The sequence below is a fragment of the Enterobacter sp. 50588862 genome (assembly GCF_001462935.1).
GTDB classification, from domain to species: Bacteria; Pseudomonadota; Gammaproteobacteria; order Enterobacterales; family Enterobacteriaceae; genus Enterobacter; species Enterobacter bugandensis.
The window spans coordinates 273,044-291,639 of record NZ_LNHM01000007.1 but is presented as its reverse complement, the minus strand read 5'-3'; the positions used below and the strand labels follow the sequence as shown (position 1 = coordinate 291,639).

22 protein-coding genes are annotated in these 18,596 nt (G+C 57.8%); 8 read left to right on the top strand and 14 right to left on the bottom strand.

Translation table 11 applies throughout. The features are described from left to right. Position 1: 1 nt before the first annotated feature. From fliR to fliF, 13 genes are all read right to left on the bottom strand, one after another. A complete protein-coding gene (fliR, locus tag APT89_RS01775) occupies positions 2-781 on the bottom strand; it encodes a flagellar biosynthetic protein FliR (protein WP_041909263.1) in 780 nt (259 codons plus the stop codon). Then, on the bottom strand, positions 781-1,050 hold the full coding sequence (gene fliQ / locus APT89_RS01770; RefSeq protein WP_041909262.1) for a flagellar biosynthesis protein FliQ: 270 nt from the start codon (positions 1,048-1,050) through the stop codon (positions 781-783). The genes fliR and fliQ overlap by 1 nt, the downstream gene beginning before the upstream one ends. Positions 1,051-1,059: 9 nt before the next feature. Beyond that, positions 1,060-1,758: a flagellar type III secretion system pore protein FliP gene (fliP, locus tag APT89_RS01765; protein ID WP_047363020.1), complete on the bottom strand. Its 699-nt coding sequence runs from the start codon at positions 1,756-1,758 to the stop codon at positions 1,060-1,062. A gap of 29 nt (positions 1,759-1,787) precedes the next feature. Beyond that, positions 1,788-2,156: a flagellar biosynthetic protein FliO gene (fliO, locus tag APT89_RS01760; protein ID WP_041909258.1), complete on the bottom strand. Its 369-nt coding sequence runs from the start codon at positions 2,154-2,156 to the stop codon at positions 1,788-1,790. Continuing rightward, a complete protein-coding gene (gene fliN / locus APT89_RS01755; protein ID WP_041909256.1) occupies positions 2,156-2,539 on the bottom strand; it encodes a flagellar motor switch protein FliN in 384 nt (127 codons plus the stop codon). Before fliN ends, fliO begins: the two co-directional genes overlap by 1 nt. Positions 2,540-2,546: 7 nt before the next feature. Next, positions 2,547-3,539 (bottom strand): flagellar motor switch protein FliM, encoded by a 993-nt coding sequence (fliM, locus tag APT89_RS01750; RefSeq protein WP_041909255.1) that lies wholly within the window; start codon positions 3,537-3,539, stop codon positions 2,547-2,549. 5 nt (positions 3,540-3,544) lie between these two features. Then, positions 3,545-4,051, bottom strand: coding sequence for a flagellar basal body-associated FliL family protein (locus APT89_RS01745; protein ID WP_041909253.1), 507 nt, complete (start codon positions 4,049-4,051; stop codon positions 3,545-3,547). 129 nt (positions 4,052-4,180) lie between these two features. Then, positions 4,181-5,230 carry a flagellar hook-length control protein FliK gene (locus APT89_RS01740; RefSeq protein WP_060571665.1) on the bottom strand — a complete coding sequence of 350 codons (1,050 nt, stop codon included), beginning with the start codon at positions 5,228-5,230 and terminating at the stop codon, positions 4,181-4,183. Continuing rightward, entirely contained in the window at positions 5,227-5,676 is a 450-nt protein-coding gene (gene fliJ, locus APT89_RS01735; protein WP_041909249.1) for a flagellar export protein FliJ, read from the bottom strand. Before fliJ ends, APT89_RS01740 begins: the two co-directional genes overlap by 4 nt. A 12-nt stretch (positions 5,677-5,688) precedes the next feature. Continuing rightward, positions 5,689-7,053, bottom strand: coding sequence for a flagellar protein export ATPase FliI (fliI, locus tag APT89_RS01730; RefSeq protein WP_060571664.1), 1,365 nt, complete (start codon positions 7,051-7,053; stop codon positions 5,689-5,691). Further along, complete coding sequence (locus APT89_RS01725; protein ID WP_060571663.1) at positions 7,050-7,754, bottom strand: flagellar assembly protein FliH; 705 nt, start codon at positions 7,752-7,754, stop codon at positions 7,050-7,052. Before APT89_RS01725 ends, fliI begins: the two co-directional genes overlap by 4 nt. Beyond that, positions 7,741-8,727 carry a flagellar motor switch protein FliG gene (fliG, locus tag APT89_RS01720; protein ID WP_041909243.1) on the bottom strand — a complete coding sequence of 329 codons (987 nt, stop codon included), beginning with the start codon at positions 8,725-8,727 and terminating at the stop codon, positions 7,741-7,743. Before fliG ends, APT89_RS01725 begins: the two co-directional genes overlap by 14 nt. Continuing rightward, entirely contained in the window at positions 8,727-10,406 is a 1,680-nt protein-coding gene (gene fliF / locus APT89_RS01715; protein WP_041909241.1) for a flagellar basal-body MS-ring/collar protein FliF, read from the bottom strand. Before fliF ends, fliG begins: the two co-directional genes overlap by 1 nt. 263 nt (positions 10,407-10,669) lie before the next feature. Here fliF and fliE point away from each other — a divergent pair, with 263 nt between their 5' ends. Genes fliE through APT89_RS01675 form a run of 8 tightly spaced genes read left to right on the top strand, consistent with a single transcriptional unit; the run spans position 10,670 to position 17,620 of the window. Next, positions 10,670-10,993, top strand: a complete 324-nt coding sequence (gene fliE, locus APT89_RS01710; protein ID WP_041909239.1) for a flagellar hook-basal body complex protein FliE — start codon at positions 10,670-10,672, stop codon at positions 10,991-10,993. Between the two features lie 16 nt (positions 10,994-11,009). Then, positions 11,010-11,864 (top strand): CheR family methyltransferase, encoded by an 855-nt coding sequence (locus APT89_RS01705; protein WP_041909237.1) that lies wholly within the window; start codon positions 11,010-11,012, stop codon positions 11,862-11,864. Next, positions 11,861-12,910, top strand: a complete 1,050-nt coding sequence (locus APT89_RS01700; protein WP_041909235.1) for a protein-glutamate methylesterase/protein-glutamine glutaminase — start codon at positions 11,861-11,863, stop codon at positions 12,908-12,910. Before APT89_RS01705 ends, APT89_RS01700 begins: the two co-directional genes overlap by 4 nt. Before the next feature lie 18 nt (positions 12,911-12,928). Beyond that, positions 12,929-13,315 (top strand): chemotaxis response regulator CheY, encoded by a 387-nt coding sequence (gene cheY, locus APT89_RS01695; RefSeq protein WP_041909233.1) that lies wholly within the window; start codon positions 12,929-12,931, stop codon positions 13,313-13,315. 5 nt (positions 13,316-13,320) lie between these two features. After that, positions 13,321-13,959 (top strand): protein phosphatase CheZ, encoded by a 639-nt coding sequence (gene cheZ, locus APT89_RS01690; protein WP_041909231.1) that lies wholly within the window; start codon positions 13,321-13,323, stop codon positions 13,957-13,959. 18 nt (positions 13,960-13,977) lie between these two features. Continuing rightward, positions 13,978-15,123 (top strand): flagellar biosynthesis protein FlhB, encoded by a 1,146-nt coding sequence (gene flhB / locus APT89_RS01685; RefSeq protein ID WP_060571662.1) that lies wholly within the window; start codon positions 13,978-13,980, stop codon positions 15,121-15,123. After that, positions 15,123-17,216: a flagellar biosynthesis protein FlhA gene (gene flhA / locus APT89_RS01680; RefSeq protein WP_060571661.1), complete on the top strand. Its 2,094-nt coding sequence runs from the start codon at positions 15,123-15,125 to the stop codon at positions 17,214-17,216. The genes flhB and flhA overlap by 1 nt, the downstream gene beginning before the upstream one ends. Further along, positions 17,213-17,620: a flagellar protein FlhE gene (locus APT89_RS01675; protein ID WP_041909225.1), complete on the top strand. Its 408-nt coding sequence runs from the start codon at positions 17,213-17,215 to the stop codon at positions 17,618-17,620. The genes flhA and APT89_RS01675 overlap by 4 nt, the downstream gene beginning before the upstream one ends. A gap of 70 nt (positions 17,621-17,690) precedes the next feature. On the opposite strand, the gene APT89_RS01670 is transcribed toward APT89_RS01675, so the two are convergent. Further along, positions 17,691-18,368, bottom strand: coding sequence for a class I SAM-dependent methyltransferase (locus APT89_RS01670; RefSeq protein WP_060571660.1), 678 nt, complete (start codon positions 18,366-18,368; stop codon positions 17,691-17,693). Positions 18,369-18,596: the final 228 nt, after the last annotated feature.

Here is an 18,596-nt window from a genome sequence, read left to right as displayed (position 1 = left end):
GTCAGACCAGCGCCTGAATCAGGCCATCAAGGGTGTCAAACCCGAGGGCCATCAGGCGCTCAAAGAACGGTGCCAGCGTTTCGGCAATCAGGAAAAGCGCCAGCATGCCGAAGGTCAGCGTCAACGGGAAGCCAATCACAAAGATAGAGAGCTGCGGCGTCAGGCGGTTTAACAGCCCGAGGATGAAGTTAATGCACAGCAGCAGCGCAATCACGGGTAGCCCCAACATCAGCCCCTGACTAAAGATCATCCCCGCGTGGGTCACCAGATACATAAACCCGCCCGCGTGCAGCGGCGTGGCGTCAACCGGCAGCGTCTGGAAGGTTTCCGCCAGCAGCGCCAGCAGCCAGAGATGGCCGTTAAAGGCGAGGAACAGCAGCGTCACCAGCAGGTTGAGAAAACGCGAGATCACCGGGCTGTTGCCAGCGCCAGGGTCAAAGAAGGTGGCGAACGAGAGGCCCATCTGCATGCCGATGATTTCGCCGGACATGCGCACGGCGGCAAACAGCAACTGCAGCGTTAACCCCATCGCCGCGCCGATAATTACCTGTTTCGCCATCACCCAGACCCCTTCCCAGGAGTAGAGGCCAATCTGCGCATCAGGCAGCGTGCCGCCAATCAGGATCGCAATCAACAGCGCCAGGCCCGCGCGCAGACGGGCGCTGACCGCCTTCTCGCCGAAAATCGGCGCAACGTGCAGCAGCGCGGCAATGCGCACCATGATGAAAAAAGTGTGACTGACCAGCCCGTAGAGCTGGTCGAGAGGAAGTCCGAAGGCCATCAGCCAATCACGAAAGGAATGCTGGCGAACACCGCGCGGGTGTATTCAATAAAAATCTTCATCATCCACGGCCCCAGCGCCACCGCCACGCCAACGATGATCAGGATCTTCGGGATGAAGGTCATGGTCATTTCATTGACCTGGGTGGCGGCCTGCAAAATACTGATGATAAGACCGGTGACCAGCGCGGCCACCAGCAGCGGGGCTGACACCATTAGTCCCACCTTGATCGCCTGCATGCCAATCACCATTACGCTTTCCGGGGTCATGGGTCTCTCCTAACTGTAAAAGCTCTGGGCCAGCGATCCCACCAGCAGCTGCCAGCCGTCGACCAGCACAAACAGCATCAGCTTAAACGGCAGCGCAATGGTGGTGGGCGGCACCATCATCATCCCCAGCGCCATCAGAATGCTGGCGACTACCAGATCGATAATCAGGAACGGAATAAAGATGGTAAAGCCTATCTGGAAGGCGGTTTTCAGCTCGCTGGTGATAAACGCCGGTATCAGAATGCTGAGCGGCACCTCTTCCGGCGAGGCGATATCCGGGGTTTTGGCGATACGGGCAAACATCGCCAGATCGCTTTCGCGGGTCTGGTCGAGCATAAAGGCACGCAGCGGTTTCACCCCTTCCGTGAGGGCCACTTCCATGGTGATCTTGTTTTCCTGCAGCGGCTGCCAGGCTTTTTCATAGATCTGGCTGAACACCGGTGACATGACGAAAAAGGTCAAAAACAGCGACAGCCCCACCAGCACCTGATTTGGCGGCGCGGTGGGCGTGCCGAGGGCATTACGCATCAGCCCCAGCACAATGATGATGCGGGTAAAGCCGGTCATCATCAGCAGTACGGCAGGAATAAAGGTAAACCCGCTCAGCAGCAGCAGGGTTTGCACCGGCAGCGTCCAGCCCTCTTCCCCCGCCGGTTTACCGAGGGTGATATCACCGTTGGCCGCCAGCGCACCGGCGGCAGGCAACATCAGGACGAGCGCCAGCAGCAGGCGGCGGTTCACTGCTCACCTCCCGAACGGTATTTCTGGCGCAACTTTTCCAGCATCTGCGGGAAGGTCGCAGGCGCAGAGGTTTGCGGGGCGTGCTCCGGGCGCGCCTGCGTCGCAAGGCAGGTAATCTGCGAAGCGGTGACGCCCAGCACCAGCCGCTGCTCGCCCACGTCCACCAGCACCAGGCGCTCGCGCGGCCCCAGCGACTGGGTCGCCACCAGGGTCATGTTGCCCTGGGCATCGTTGAGCCGACGCGACAGCCCGCTGCGGCGGGCAGCCCAGGCCATCGCCACCATCAGCAGGATAATCAGGGCCAGCGCGCCGGTGACCGTCATCAGCACCGAGCCGGTCGCCGGGAGGGAGTCAGTGGCGTTCATTAGCGGCTCAGGCGGTGCATACGTTCAGACGGCGTGATGATATCCGTGATGCGGATGCCGAACTTATCGGAAACGACCACCACTTCACCCTGCGCAATCAGATAACCGTTGATCAGGATATCCAGCGGTTCCCCCGCCAGCCCGTCCAGCGACACCACCGAGCCCTGGCTCAGGCGCAGCAGCTCTTTGATGGTCATTTTGGTACGCCCCAGCTCCACGGTCATTTTTACCGGGATATCGAGGATCAGGTTCATCTCGTCAGAAAATTGCGGTGCAGCCATGGTGTCGGTAATTCCCGCCGCGTGCTGTTCGCTCATTGCATCACCCCAGAGATTATCAATGGACTGATCGTCAGAACCCGATGAGGTGTTCATATCGCTCATGGGGAAATTACTCCTTGTTTAATGATAGTAATGAAGGCTGAATCATCTGCTCGACCTTCAGGGCATATTGATTGTTAACTGCGCCGTAGCGGGCCGTGAAGACCGGTACGCCACCCACGCTGGCTTCGATAAACTCCTGCTTATCGAGCGCGATAATGTCGCCTTTCTTCATTTGCATCACGCGGGAGAGGCGGGTTCCGACATCCGCAAAGCGTGCCGTCAGCTCCAGCTCCGTTTCCCGCATCTGGCTCGCCAGCAGGCCACGCCACTGGGTATCTTCCTGCCGGGAGTTGTCCATCGGCGGATTACTTAGCAGCTCGCGCAGCGGTTCAATGGTGCTGAAGGGAATACAGATGTTGAATTCCCCGCGGTGCGAGCCGATCTCCACCGAAAACGGCGTGGTGACCACCACATCGTTGGGCGAGGAGGTGATGTTGGTGAACTTCACCTGGATTTCCGAACGGATGTACTCCGTTTTGATTTTATAGATTGAACTCCAGGCAAATTCGTACGCCTCGCGCGCCATCGACAGCATGCGATGGATCACGCGCTGTTCGGTTGGCGTAAATTCACGCCCGTCGGCCTTGGTCGGGAAACGACCGTCGCCGCCGAACAGGTTGTCTACGGCCATAAACACCAGCCCCGGCGAGAAGGCCATCAGCGAGGTGCCGCGCAGCGGGTTAAGGTGCAGCAGGTTCAGGTTTGTCGGCACCGGCAGGTTGCGGGCAAACTCGTGATACGGCTGGATCTTAATATTTCCCGCCGTAATATCCGGGCTACGGCGCAGCAGGTTAAACAGCCCCATACGGAACTGACGGGCAAAACGTTCGTTAATAATTTCCAGCGAATGCAGACGTTCACGAATAACCCGGCGTTGCGTATGCGGGTCGTAGGGTTTTATCCCTGCGTCTGTACGGCTGTTATTGAGATCGCTACTGCTCTCAGCATCGGCGTTCAGTAAACGGTCGATCTCATCCTGTGATAAAAAGCTGTCAGCCATAATTATTACCGCAGAATAAATTCGTTAATAAGGACGTCAGTGACGCGAATGGACTGGTTAAACGCCAGCGGTTTATCCAGCTCGCTCTTAATGTTGGTAATCAGGCGGCGTTTCCCCTCGTCAGTGGCTAAATCTTCATAGGTCTGGTGGGTGAGCAACATAAATAAACGGCTGCGGTATTCAGGCAAATATTTTTCCAGTACGGCAAGTGATTGCTGCTCTGCCACCCGAATAGATAAACCCAGGTACAATACCCGATCGGATTCATTCGCGGTCGGTTTCAGGCTCACGGTAAAGGTATTCATCGAGGCGTAAAGCGGCTCGACTTGCTCGGGCGCAGGCGCTGTTTTCACTTCCCCTTCCACCACCACGTCTGCCGGTTTGGCGAATTTCATTTCCCAGAACAGGTAGCCGGAAAACCCGCACGCCGCAACGGCAGTCAAAAACATGAACGTCATCAGAAGCGAGCGAGACCCTCCGCCGCTGGCGACCTTTTTATTTTTATCACTCATTGAACGTACACCTGATAAATAAGAGAAGGCAGCGTACTACCCTCGTGTCAATATGGCGGACATTGTAGTCCATTTAATCATCCTGATAATCAGGCGATAAAATTTCATTCCTGAAGCTAATTCGCCACTTCAGGCAAAGGTATTAATTCCGTATATATTTCCCGGCGTGGTGGTTAATAATGTCGGGACGCTGCCGTCATCGTCCGGCTGCCCTTCGCCCTCCAGCTGAGCCTGCTGCTCGCCCGGCGTATTGTTGCGCTGCTCACCTGCCGCAGCGTACTGTTGTCCCTCGGCGCTGACGTTCGCCTGACCGAGTTGAATCCCCGATTCCGCCATCGCGGCGCGCAGCTGCGGCATGGCCTGCTCCATAGCGTGGCGAATGTGAGAATGCTCGCTGACGATATGAATGTGCGCCTGATCCTGCTGAACGCGCAGGGAAATTTGCAGTGAACCTAGCTCCTCAGGGTGTAGGCGGATCTCGGCGCTGTGCAGGCCGTTGCGGCTAAAGATAGCGATATGCTGGCTTACCGACTGCTTCCACTCCGGCGTTTCCGGCGGGTGATTCACGGTAACCACCCGCTGCGGAGCAGGGGCAACGCTGGTGCGTACGGCGGCAGGTAGCGCCACGGCACTGACCGGCGCGGTTGATGACATCTCTGGCGTGGCGACCGTTTCGCTCGCGACCGGCGCAGACTGCGCCGTCAGAGGCGTCGTCGTCATCGCGGGTGATTTCTCCGTCACGCTAAGGGGGAGTAACGTTTTACCGCCCTGCGCGTCAGGCTTCTCGCCCACCGCAGGCTTGTCAGGTTCTGGCTTCGCCGCTGTCTCCGCGCCCGTCACGCTGCGGGTAATCAGCTGCTGTAGCTGCCACTGCGGGTTTTCTTCCCCTTCGACTTCTGTGATGGTCACACCCGTCAGCGCCTCCGCCAGTCCCGGCAGGGCCATCAGCAGCGTGTCAGCCATCTCCTCATCATTCCCCTCTGTCACCTCCGTGAGCTGTTCCGGCGGCATACCGGCGGGCAGCATCGCCTCCGGCAGCGGCTGCGGCTCCAGACCGGTAAACAGCTGCGCCAGCTTGCCCTCCAGTGCCGGGCCAAAATCCTCGTCAGACAGCAACCCGGCTTTCGGTTTGCTCTGCGCCCCGCCGCCCAGTAACAGGGCAGCAATTTCAATGTTCATAGCCTTTCTCTCTTTTGTCCGGCACGCTGCGCGAATTCATCCATCAGCTTTTGTTCATGTCGGCTCTGAACCAGCGCCTGCGCCGTCGCCCGGCGTTCAATCAGCGTTTCAAACGCGTTTAGACGCTGCTTGTTCTGCACCCAGTTCTGTTTCACCTTGTCGACTGCCTGCTCGCAGGCGCTGACGTGCCCTTCCTGCTGCTTCACCACCTGCTTCAACGACAAAATAAACGACTGATGATTAACCAGATCCGCCACCGACATGCCGTTGCCCATCATTCCCTGACGCAGGGACTGCTGATACTCCTGCTCGTAGTGCTGCAGCTGGTCATGCTGGGCGACTGCTTGCTGAAGCTGCTGCTGCGCGCCGCCCAGCGCGCGGGTGGTCTTTGTCAGCGCCTCCTCTGCCATGTCACGCAGCAGGGTCATTGGGTTGTTTACCTTCATTGCGCCTCCCGGTTAGTCCCTGACGTCCGGGAAGAGCCCGGACAGGGTGTGCACGGCGTCGTCATAACCGCTGCGTTCGTGGATCGCCTGGTGGAGGTACGCCTCCAGTGACGGGTATTTGTCGATCGCCAGATCCAGCATCGCGTCGCTGCCTTTAACGTATGCGCCCACGCTGACCAGATCGCGGTTGCGCTGATACGCAGAAAGCAGCTGTTTGAAACGCTGCACCTTGCGGTACTGGGCGTGCGGGATCAGCTCGGTCATGGCGCGGCTGATCGACGCTTCGATATCAATGGCCGGATAGTGGCCCGCTTCGGCAAGACGACGCGACAGGACGATATGTCCGTCGAGGATCGCCCGCGCGGAGTCGGCAATCGGATCCTGCTGGTCATCACCCTCCGTCAGCACGGTATAAAACGCGGTGATCGACCCGCCGCCCTTCACGCCGTTACCGGTCCGTTCTACCAGCGCAGGCAGGCGGGCAAAGACCGACGGCGGATAACCTTTGGTCGCGGGCGGTTCGCCGATGGCCAGCGCCACCTCGCGCTGCGCCATGGCGTAGCGCGTCAGGGAGTCCATGATCAGCAGCACGTTGAGGCCGCGATCGCGAAAATCTTCGGCGATGCGGGTGGCATAGACCGCCCCCTGCATACGCAAAATTGGCGAGACGTCGGCCGGCGCGGCAACCACCACCGCGCGCGCCAGCCCCTGCTCGCCGAGGATATTTTCAATAAAATCTTTGACTTCACGGCCGCGCTCGCCAATCAACCCCACCACGATGACATCGGCGGTGGTGAAGCGCGCCATCATGCCGAGCAGCACGCTTTTGCCCACACCGGACCCGGCAAACAGGCCCATGCGCTGGCCGCGCCCCACCGTCAACAGGCCGTTGATGGCGCGCACGCCGACATCCAGTACGTTTTTAATCGGGTCGCGATGGAGCGGGTTGAGGGTTGGCGTAAATAGCCCCGCCGACGGGTTCCCCGGCGCGGGACGACCATCCAGCGCTCGGCCCTGCGCATCCAGCACGCGGCCCAGCAGATGCGGGCCCACAGGCAGTTGTTTACCGGCATGGCTGTCGTTTTGCAGAGCGTAAATACGCGCCCCCGGCAGGATGCCGTCGACGTGCTCCAGCGGCATCAGAAACAGCGTCTGACCATTGAAGCCCACCACTTCGCTTTCAACCGGGATAATGCCCTGCTCCGTCTGGCGCTCCACGATGCACAACGCGCCAATAGGCAGCTTCAGCCCAACCGCCTCCATCACCAGGCCCGTGGCGCGCGTCAGCTTGCCGTACTGGCGAAAATCCGGCACCTGCGCCAGTCTCTCTTCCACCCGATCGAGGACGGATAGCCATTTTTTTAGCTGCGCGCTCATTGCGACAGTTCCTCGCGAGCCAGCTGGCAGAGCGCCTGCCAGCGCGTTTCCATACTGGCGTCCACCTCTGCATCAGGTGACACCACGCGGCAGCCGCCGGACGCCAGGTGCGCGTCCCGGTGCAGCTCCCAGCCCAGCGCCGTGAGCGTGTCACCCAGCGCCTGCTCAACCGAGGTAAACGCGTCCGGATTCACATACAGCTTAAAGGTACCGTGGAGCAGCACATCCTGTTTCATCAGGCTACGGATCTGGCTCACCAGGGCCTGGTTATCCACCACGCTGGCGTTGCCGTAAAGTTGCTGCACGGCGGTGAGCGCGAACTGCACCAGACGGCCAGGGATCAGGCTTTCGAGGTTCTCCAGCGCGAGCTTAAAGTGAGTGACCCACTGTTCCGCTTCACGCAGCACCGTCTGCTGATCCGCGCGCGCCTGCTCCATCCCCTTTGCAAAGCCCGCCTCACGGCCTTCTTTAAGGCCCGCCTCATAGCCCTGCTTGCGCCCCTCTTCCCGTCCCTGCTGCTGTCCCTGCGCAAAGCCCTGCTGCTCCGCCTGTTTTCGCAGGCGTGCCAGCTCGGCTTTCAGCTGCGCCTCGGACTGGGCGCTATCCAGCGTCGGCAGCGGCGTTTCAAGGGGTTCCCCGAGCAGATTTTCAGGCTGCCAGCTGTGCCACTCCTGGGCGTGGCTATCCTTAAACGTAGGCATCGTCGCTGCCTCCAATCAGGATCTCGCCAGACTCGGCCAGGCGACGAACAACGTTGAGGATCGTCTTCTGTTCGGCTTCGACCTGAGACAGACGAACCGGGCCACGGGAGGCCAGGTCGTCGGTCATCAGCTCGGCCTGACGACGGGACATGTTGCGGAAGAACTTCATGCGCAGCGGCTCGTCGGCCCCTTTCAGGGCGATGATCAGCGTCTCGCTCTCGATCTCCTGCAGCAGGCGCTGAATACTTCTGTCTTCCACTTCCACCAGGTTTTCGAACAGGAACATCTCGTCGATAATCTTCTGCGCCAGCTCGCCGTCGAATTCGCGTACCGCCTCGATGGCCGCCTCTTCCTGGTGAGACTTCATCAGGTTGAGGATCTCTGCCGCCGGACGCACGCCGCCCATCTTGCTGCGCTTCAGGTTTTGACCGTGGAGCAGGTTGTTCAACACTTCGGTGAGCTCCTGCAACGCGGCAGGCTGTACGCCACCAAAGGTGGCGATACGCAGCATAATGTCGTTACGCTCGCGGTCGTCAAATTTGCCCAGCACGTCCGCCGCCTGGTTACGCTTCAGATGCACCAGGATGGTGGCGATGATCTGCGGATGCTCCTCACGAATGAGATCGAATACCGATTGTGGCTCCATAAAGTTGAGCGTCTCGATGCCGTTGCCGCCCTGGTGGGTATCCAGCAGGTCTTCCAGCAGCGAGGAGGCGCGCTCTTCACCCAGCGCCTTCACCAGCACGCTGCGCAGATAATCGTTGGTATTGAGACTCAGTGCGGCATATTCGCTGGAGTCTTTCTTAAACTGTTCTAATACCATTGCCATCTGGTCATGGGTAAAGCCCGCCATATTGACCATTGAGCTACTGATCTGCTTCACCTCGTGGGCGTTGAGGTGCTTGAACACCTCCGCCGCCAGGACATCTCCCAGCGTCAGCATGACGATGGCGCTTTTTTCTGAGGCATTCATTATTTAGGCTCCTTACTCATCCACTGGCGGATAACGAGGGCGATAACGCGCGGCTCCTGCTCTGCCAGCTCACGCAGCTGTTGACCATTGAGTTCCGTATCCACCCGCTGCTGGGCACGGTCGCGGTTGTTTTTCTCCGCGGCACGTTTTTTCGCCGCGATCTCTTCCTCTCGCGCCTCTTTCTCCATCTCCAGACGACGGATTGTGGTCTCCTGGTGGCGGGTCCAGGCTGGCTGGACCAGCTTGCGCCACATCACCCAGGCGATAATCGCAATCACCAGGTAGCGAGCAATCGCCATCAGCAGGACGTAGAAACTTTCCTGCTTCCAGAACGGCGGTACCGGAGCTTCCACCACGCCGTTAAACGCGGAGTTGAGAATATTGACGCTGTCGCCGCGCGCGGCGTTGTAACCAATCGCCTCTTTCACCAGGGCGTTGATGCGGGTCAACTCCGCCTCACCGATCGGGCCGGGTTTACCCTCTTCCCCCTGCGGCAAATGGTTGATGACCACGGCCACCGAGAGACGTTGAATACGTCCCGTATTAGATTTGGTGTGGGTTAGCGTGCGATCCACCTCAAAGTTAGTGGTTTCATCACTGCGGTTGTTATAAGGCTGGGCTGGCTCGCGGTTGGCGCTGTTACCGGTGGTTTTCTCTTTATTGTCGTCCGCCGGGGTGTTGAGCGGCTGGGTCAGCGGTGCGGTGGCCGGTGCGGGTGGGGTATTGCTCAATGCCCCCGGCACGCCGCCTGCGCCGCGGCGGTTGCCCTGCTCGGAGAGGCTCGTCTGGCGGCTGCGGATCGCCATTTTTTCAGGCTCGCTGTTCGGCTGATACTGCTCCAGCGTCTGTTCCTGCTCGGTGAAGTCAATCTGCGCCGTGACCTGCGCGCGAATATTTTCGTCCCCCACCAGCGGGGCCAGAATGCGCTGAATACGCTGCTGGTAGTCACTCTCAATGTCGTTGGTGTATTTGAGATGCGCCGTTTGCAAGCCGCGCACGCCGCTTTGGGTCAGCAGATTACCGCGCTGATCGACAATGGTGACGCTCTCGGCAGAAAGCCCGGTGACGGCGCTGGAGATCAGATGGGTGATGGCCACCACCTGGCTGTCGTCAAGGGTGCGGCCCTGAAGCAGGTTCACGGTGACTGAGGCGGTCGGTTTTTTCTGTTCACGGACAAACATCGACGGTTTCGGCGTAGCCAGATGCACGCGCGCGCTCTGAATCGGCCCGAGATTTTCAATGGTGCGCGCCAGCTCGCCCTCCAGGGCGCGCTGGTAGTTCACCTGCTCGGTAAACTGGCTGACGCCGAACTTCTCCTGATCGAGCAGTTCAAAGCCCACCGAGCCGCCTTTCGGCAGCCCCTGTTGCGCCAGCTTCATACGCACTTCATGTACCTGGGATCCCGGTACCATGATGACGCCACCGGCGGTTTCAATACGATAAGGGACGTTGAGCTGCGAGAGCTGCGCAACAATCGCGCCGCCCTCTTCATCACTGATGTTGCTGAACAGCACCCGGTAGTCCGGCTCCTTTGCCCAGAACAGTAAGGCGATGATGACGGAAAGCGCCGCAGCGCCGCAAATCACCAGCAAAAGCTTCGGACTGCTGCGAAGTGAGGACAGTATTGATTTAATTCGCTCTGCCGGATTGTTGGTTAAATCATTTAGTGTGGCACTCATGCCGTATTCCTGTATGAAATAGCACGCATCGGCGATGCGCGTCAGCTCACGAAATTCGCGAGAGTGATGTCGACGATTTCAAAAATATAAGAATTTTTCAGGCGGGCATTATCGTCTGAAAGGCGTTTTTTTTAAGGATAAATAAGCTCAAAGTTCTGTCGGCTTATTGGATTTTCTGAGGTTTTTATTCGCGTGTTAAGCTGTCGACGTTTAAAAGATGTGCAACAAACAGCGCTTTTTATCTCATTTACCAGGAATTGAACATGTCAGCAACATTAATGCATGGCGTACTCGATCAAATTCAGCGTCAGGCGCAGCAGGTCGGCGGGGCGTCTACTCGCCTCCAGTCTCCGCGCGGCGACACGCCCTCTTTTTCTGACGTTTTATTTAACAGCATTAACGAAATAAATAAAACCCAGGTCGAGGCGAAGAGCAAAACACAGCAGTGGATGTCCGGAAGTCATGATATAGCCCTGAATGACGTGATGCTCGCGATGCAGAAGTCTTCTATTTCATTCAGCTTTGGTATGCAGGCGCGAAATAAAATGATCGGCGCGTATCAGGAAATAATGAATACACCGGTTTAAGGTCTGCTCCTATTCTATGAGTGAAATTATCAGCACTTCTGCACGCTTATCCCTGAATACGCTTTCTTTGACCGACAGCGAATTACAGCGTGTCGGGAAATTAATTTATAAGCGCGCCGGAATTGTCGTCAACGCGCAAAAGCGGGAGATGATTTTTAATCGTCTCTCCCGTCGCGTGCGCACGCTGGGTCTTGCCACGTTCAGCGACTATATCGGCCTTCTGGAGTCGCACTCAGAACACCCGGAATGGCAGAACTTCATTAACGCGCTGACGACCAACCTGACCTCCTTTTTCCGCGAGGCGTATCACTTCCCGATCCTCGCGGAACATGCGCGCCAGCGCGCGTCAGGCTATCGCGTCTGGTGTACCGCCGCGTCAACGGGCGAAGAGCCCTGCTCTATCGCGATGACGCTGCACGAGCTGTTAGGCGCGTCGGTGGCCGGACCGCGCATCTGGGCGTCGGATATCGACACGGAGGTGCTGGCAAAAGCGGAAGCGGGCGTTTACCGGCTGAGCGATCTGGACGCGCTGACGCTGGCGCAGAAGCGTCACTTCTTTCTGCGCGGCACAGGCGACAACAGCGAGTGGGTGAAAGCCAGACGGGAGCTGCTTTCCGCCATTCACTATCAGCAGCTTAATTTACTGGACGAGAAGTGGTCCGTACCCGGGCCGTTCGACGCCATTTTCTGTCGTAACGTGATGATTTATTTCGACGCGCCGACGCAGCAGCGCCTGTTGCAGCGCTTTGCGCGTCTGCTTAAGCCCGGCGGTCTGCTTTTTGTGGGCCACTCGGAACATTTTAACCACGCACATATTCCGCTGCGCCTGCGCGGGCAGTCGGTTTATGAACTGACGGAGGCCACACGGTGAAGGCGATTCGTGTGCTGGCGGTCGACGATTCAGCCCTGATGCGTAACATGCTCAGTGTGGTAGTCAATCAGCAGCCTGATATGGAAATGGTCGGCACGGCGCCGGACGCGTTTATTGCCCGCGAGCTGATTAAACAGCTCAACCCGGACGTGCTGACGCTGGATATCGACATGCCACGGATGGACGGGCTGGAGTTTCTCTCCCGCCTGATGCGCCTGCGCCCGATGCCGGTCATTATGATTTCCTCCCTGACCACCCGAGGTTCGAAAGCGACCATGAGCGCGCTGGAGCACGGCGCGGTCGATTTTCTGCCCAAGCCGGAACACCGCGGGGCAGAAAATATCGATACATGGAGCCAGCTGGTGGTGGAGAAGATCCGCGTCGCCGCTCGTGCAAAACTGGCAGCGCACAGCCCCGTCACCCGACCGGTTCTCGCCGGTATTCCCGTGCGTCAGCAGAGCATTATCGCCATTGGCTCTTCCACGGGCGGCACGGAGGCGCTGCGTCGGGTATTGATGCCTCTGCCGGTCAGCACGCCGGGGATTGTCATCGCCCAGCATATGCCTGCCGGTTTCACCCACTCTTTCGCCCAGCGTCTCGATTCGCTGTGCCAGATTACCGTGCGTGAAGCGCAGGATGGTGAACCGGTACGCCCGGGCTGCGCCCTGATAGCACCGGGTGACAGCCATATGGAGATCCTCGGCCACGACAACGGCTACCGGGTCAGGCTCAGCGATGCCCCACCGGTGAATCGCCATCGCCCCTCGGTGGATGTGCTCTTTGACTCGGTGGCACGTCAGGCCAGCAAACACGCCAGCGCCGCCCTGTTAACCGGCATGGGCGCTGACGGCGCGCGCGGCCTGCTGCACCTGCGCCAGACCGGCGCGTTTACCCTCGCACAGAGCGAAGCCACCTGCGTGGTTTTCGGCATGCCCCGGGAAGCCATTACCCTCGGTGCCGCGAAAAAGGTCGTCGATCTTGACGATATCAGCCAGTGCCTGCTGGACAGTTTTCACTATAAAAATTCATCTAAAACCGACTCATGACATTAAGGAGATTTCCCCATGTCGGATAAAAACTTGCGTTTTCTGGTGGTGGATGACTTCGCCACCATGCGGCGCATCGTACGAAACCTGCTGCAGGATCTGGGCTACAAGCACATTGACGAGGCCGAAGACGGTCAGGACGCGCTCAACAAACTGCGTGCAGGCGGCTTCGATTTCGTCGTCAGCGACTGGAATATGCCCAATGTCGACGGGCTAGAGCTGCTGAAAACCATCCGCAGCGACGCGGCCATGGCAAAAATGCCGGTGCTGATGGTGACCGCGGAAGCGAAGAAAGAGAACATCATCGCCGCTGCTCAGGCGGGTGCCAATGGTTACATCGTTAAGCCGTTCACCGCTGCCACGCTGGAAGAAAAGCTCGGCAAAATCTTTGAAAAACTCGGGTAACCCCTATGAACACCCCGTTAAACATGCAGGCGGATAACGCCACAGAGATTTTCGTTCGCATCGGGCAACTGACCCGCCTGCTGCGCGACAGCATGGCCAACCTCGGTCTGGAACAGGCCATTATGGAAGTGGCGGATGCATTTCCAAACACCCGCGACCGCCTGAACTACGTGGTCGGCAAGACCTCGCAGGCAGCCGACCGCGCGCTGACCAGCGTTGAAGTGGCGCGTCCCCTGCAGGAAGGGCTGAGCGATAGCGCCACCGCGCTGAGCACGCGCTGGGATGCCTGGTTCGAAAATCCGCAGCCGCTGGACGACGCCCGCGAGCTGGTCAAAGCCACCCGTACCTTTCTTCACCAGGTGCCGGAAGTGACCCAGCAAACCAACCGCCAGCTGACCGAAATCATGATGGCGCAGGATTTTCAGGATCTCACCGGGCAGGTGCTGCAGAGCCTGATGCACGTTATTGAGACCGTTGAGAAAGAGCTGATCAGCGTACTGGTGGAAAACATGAGCGAGCGCGATGCGATTGCCGAAACGGGCGATGCGCACCTGAAGAATGGTCCGCAAATCGATACCCGTGCCGAGGGGATCGTCGCTTCTCAGGAGCAGGTGGACGATCTGCTGGAGTCTCTCGGCTTCTAATCCCGCCGGGCGAAAGGTATGTCAGAACAAAACGACAGCGAAAAAACAGAAGACCCCACACCCCACCGAAAGCAAAAAGCGCGTGAAGAGGGACAGGTTCCGCGATCGCGCGAGCTGACGAGCCTCCTCATGCTGCTGGCAGGCTGGGGGTTAATCATGGGCGCGGGGAGCTGGCTGGCAAAACAGCTGCAGCGCCTGCTGCATAACGGTTTGACGTTTGATCGGCTGTTAGTCAGCGACCCGCAGCAGATGCTGCATCACGCCGCATCGCTGCTGGGGATCGCCTTCCTGGCGCTGCTGCCGTTCGTCGGCGGGCTGTTTCTCACCGCCGTCGCCACGCCGTCGCTCATTGGCGGCCTGAACATGAGCGCCAAAGCGCTGAAATTTAACCTGAAGAAGCTCAATCCGCTGAGCGGCATCAAGCGCCTGTTTTCCGGGCAAATGGTGTCGGAGATGGTGAAGAGCATTCTGAAGGTCACGCTGGCTGCGGTCGGCGGCGGGCTGTTCCTGTGGTTTAACAAAGCGAAGTTTATCAGCCTGATGTTTGAACCGCTCGGCATGGCATTGGGCGATATCAGCGCCCTGCTGCTGGGCTGCATGCTGGCCATTATTTTATCGCTGATCCCGATGGTGGCGTTCGACGTGGTTTACCAGCTCTGGAGCAACTTTAAAAAGCTGCGCATGAGCCTGAAGGAAATCAAAGACGAATTCAAAAACCAGGAAGGCGACCCGCTGATTAAAAGTAAGGTTCGCCAGCTTCAGCGTCGGATGGCGCAGCAGCGAATGATGAGCGATGTCCCCACCGCCGACGTGGTGGTGAATAACCCGACCCACTATTCGGTCGCCCTGAAGTATCAGGACGGCGCCATGGGCGCGCCGATGGTGGTTGCCAGCGGCAGCGGATTAATTGCCCTGCGCATCCGCGAGCTGGCCGAAGAGAACCGGGTCCCCATGCTTGAGGCGCCGCCGCTGGCGCGCGCCCTGTATCGCCATTGTGACCCCGGCACACCGGTTCCCGCCGAGCTGTACAGTGCGGTGGCGGAAGTGCTGGCCTGGGTTTATGGCCTTAAGCGCTGGCGTAAAGGCTATGGCTTACGTCCGCTGACACCTAAAGATCTTCCCGTTCCCGCGGGGATGGATTTTGCACAAGAGAGTAGAGAGTGATGGCCAATATCGCCACCAAATTACGATTACCCAACATGAAGGAAACCCAGTGGCAGGTGCTGGCCGGGCCGGTGCTGATCATGACCATCCTGGCGATGATGATCCTGCCGCTGCCGACCTTTGTGCTGGACCTGCTGTTTACCTTCAACATCGTGCTGTCGATCATGATTTTGCTGGTCGCCATGTTTACCCAAAATACGCTGGAGTTTTCGGCGTTTCCGACGGTGCTGCTGTTCTCCACCCTGCTGCGTCTGGCGCTGAACGTGGCCTCCACGCGCGTGATCCTGATGAACGGCCATACAGGCTCGGACGCGGCGGGCCAGGTAGTGGAGGCCTTTGGTCACTTCCTGGTTGGCGGAAATTTCGCCATCGGGATTATCGTCTTCGTCATCCTGATCATTATTAACTTTATGGTGATCACCAAGGGTGCGGGGCGTATTGCGGAAGTGGGCGCGCGTTTCTCCCTCGACGGCATGCCGGGCAAGCAGATGGCAATAGATGCCGACCTGAATGCCGGACTGATTGGCGAAGAAGAGGCAAAACGCCGCCGTAAAGAGGTGACGCAGGAAGCCGATTTCTACGGTTCGATGGACGGTGCCAGTAAGTTTGTGCGCGGCGATGCCATCGCCGGACTGCTGATTATGGCGATCAATATTATCGGTGGTCTGGTGATCGGCGTGATGCAGCACGACATGTCAGCGGGCGTGGCCGGGGAAACCTATACCCTGCTGACCATCGGTGACGGTCTGGTGGCGCAGATCCCGGGGCTGGTGATTTCTACCGCCGCCGGTGTGGTGGTCACCCGCGTCGCCAACGATCAGGATGTGGGCGAGCAGATGGTGGGCCAGCTGTTTACCTCTCCACGCGTGATTGTCCTGGCGGCGTGCGTGATTGGTCTGCTGGGTCTGATCCCCGGCATGCCAAATTTTGTTTTCCTGCTGTTTACTGTCGCCCTGCTGGGCGTCGCCTGGTGGCTGCGCGGTCGCGAAGGCGATGTGAAGAAGAGCGGTGGCGTGCAGGCCGATACCGATGCGGCGGAGGCCGAGGTCACGCCAATCAACGAGGCAACCTGGTCTGATGTTCAAATGGAAGATACGCTCGGCCTGGAAGTGGGCTACCGCCTGATCCCAATGGTGGATCATGAGCAACAGGGCCAGCTGTTGACCCGGGTGCGCGGTATTCGTAAGAAGTTCGCCCAGCAGATGGGTTTTCTTCCCCCTGCCGTGCATATTCGTGACAACCTGGATCTGGCTCCGACGCACTACCGCATCCTGCTTAAAGGGGTCACGATTGGTTCAGGCGACGTTCAGCCGGACCGCTGGATGGCAATCAACCCCGGCTGTGCAGAGGGTGAAGTTCCGGGTACACCGTGCACCGAGCCCACCTTTGGGCTGCCTGCCCTGTGGATTGACGAAGTTCACCGTGAACTGGCGCAGACGCTGGGCTACACGGTGGTTGATCCGAGTTCAGTGGTGGCAACGCATCTTAACCACCTTATCAGCACCCATACCGAAGAGCTGTTTGGCCGCCAGGAGGCGCAGCAGTTGCTCGATCAGATCACCAAACAGTCACCGAAACTGGTGGAGGATTTGATCCCGGCGGTTATCAGCCTGACCACCCTGCATAAGGTGCTGCAGAACCTGCTTGCCGAGCGTGTGCCGATCCGTGATATGCGGACCATCATCGATACGCTGGCAGAGTTTGCCACCGCCCAGAGCGATGCCGACGAGCTGACCACCCGCGTGCGCGTGCGTCTTTCCCGCGCCATTACTCAACAGTGGTTCCCGGGCGACGGGGATATTCAGCTGATTGGGCTGGATTTGTCGCTGGAGCAACTTCTGGTACAGGCAACCCAGAGCGGTAGCGCCATCGAACCGGGCATTGCGGAAAACCTGATGAAGCAGACCGAACAGGCGCTGCAGCATCAGGAGGGATTAGGCGCACCGCCGGTGCTGCTGGTCAATCCGGCCCTGCGTCTGATGCTGTCCCGCTACCTGCGTCGTATTTTCCCGCAGATGGCAGTGCTGTCCAGCCAGGAGATCAATACCTCGCGCAACGTGCGGATGACGTATCTGATTGGAGGAAAAGGATGAGGAAATTTGGGCTCGGGCTAATTCTGGCCTCGCCGTTGGCGATAGCGGCTGACGGCTCCTGGAGCAACCAGAGCTTTGGCGGCACAATTACGCGCGAGAATCAGACGCTCAAAAGCAAACCTGTACAAAGCCCCTCTCCCCTGTCTCCGGGCACGGTGGCGACACGCGTATACTGGAAAATTAACACCAGCGGCCCGACGCCAGCCGGGTTTCGGATCCGACTGTGCAGTGCGACGCGCTGTCTGAAACTGCCAGGATTAGCAGGTGAGATGGCTTTGTTTGCAGATATTCCCGCTGGTGGGCCTTTTCGGTTTGAATATGCCTCGCCCAAAGGGGGTACATTCAACTTTCCTCTGACCGTGATGAGCAATCAAATGACGGTGAGTTATTCCTCTCAACATTGAAAAAAGGCTTTGCCGGGATGCCGGCAAAGCCTTAAACGTATATATCTCTGGAAAGCGTATCTGCTAAAAATTAATCCACCAACTCAGGATTAGCTCGCTTTCTTTCCGCCTTAAAGAGCGCAATTTTTCCTTCCACTGTAATCTCCACCTCGTGAAAAGCGTCTGAAAGAATAGACCGTAAATTCCCCACGGTGTCGTTGCGGTTAGAAAAGATACCTTTTTTATTATAAACAGCCATAAGTTTGCGCCCAAAGGCATTATGGTTGACATCATCGCCCAGAATGGTTGCCCCATATAAACAGCCCTCTTTCGTTAACGCAGCGGCAGCATGGCGGATAACGACTGCCTTATCCTGCATTTCTCCAGGCAGACAGTGGAGAAGATAAAACATTGAAAGGGAATCAAACCGATCGTGCAAGTGAGTGGGATAAGGGTTGAAGACATCGTGCTGAATAGACGCTATGATGTTGTCTTTGCCAGCTCGTCTGCTCGCCGCACTGAGGCTTGAAGTATTTAGATCCATCAGCGAAACATTGCAAATATCCGGTATTGTCTTCAGATAGAACCCCGTTCCCACGCCGACGTCCAGATGATTACTTTTCATATTATTTCTGAAATGAGGAATAAGATAACGCTCTGTCGAGCATTTCCATGCGTACTGATTTGATATGCGTAGCACCCACCAGTCATACAATTTCAGTGTTAGCGGGGTATAAACTTTTATTCCATCGTGGGTTTTATTCATCATCTGAATCGCCTGAAGCATAAAATAAGAGAGAAAGGTCAGTCAGGATGACACAAATGCGATATCTTTCAACACCTCAATCACTCAATAAGATCGCACTATTGACGACATTTAATATCATTCCATACAAACCTATATCTGAAAATTTTCTTTAGTTTTCTTTACGAAGTAGCAGAGGTTATCATTACCCTGCAAAAAATTGCTCTAACCGATGCTGTATCAGCATTTCAC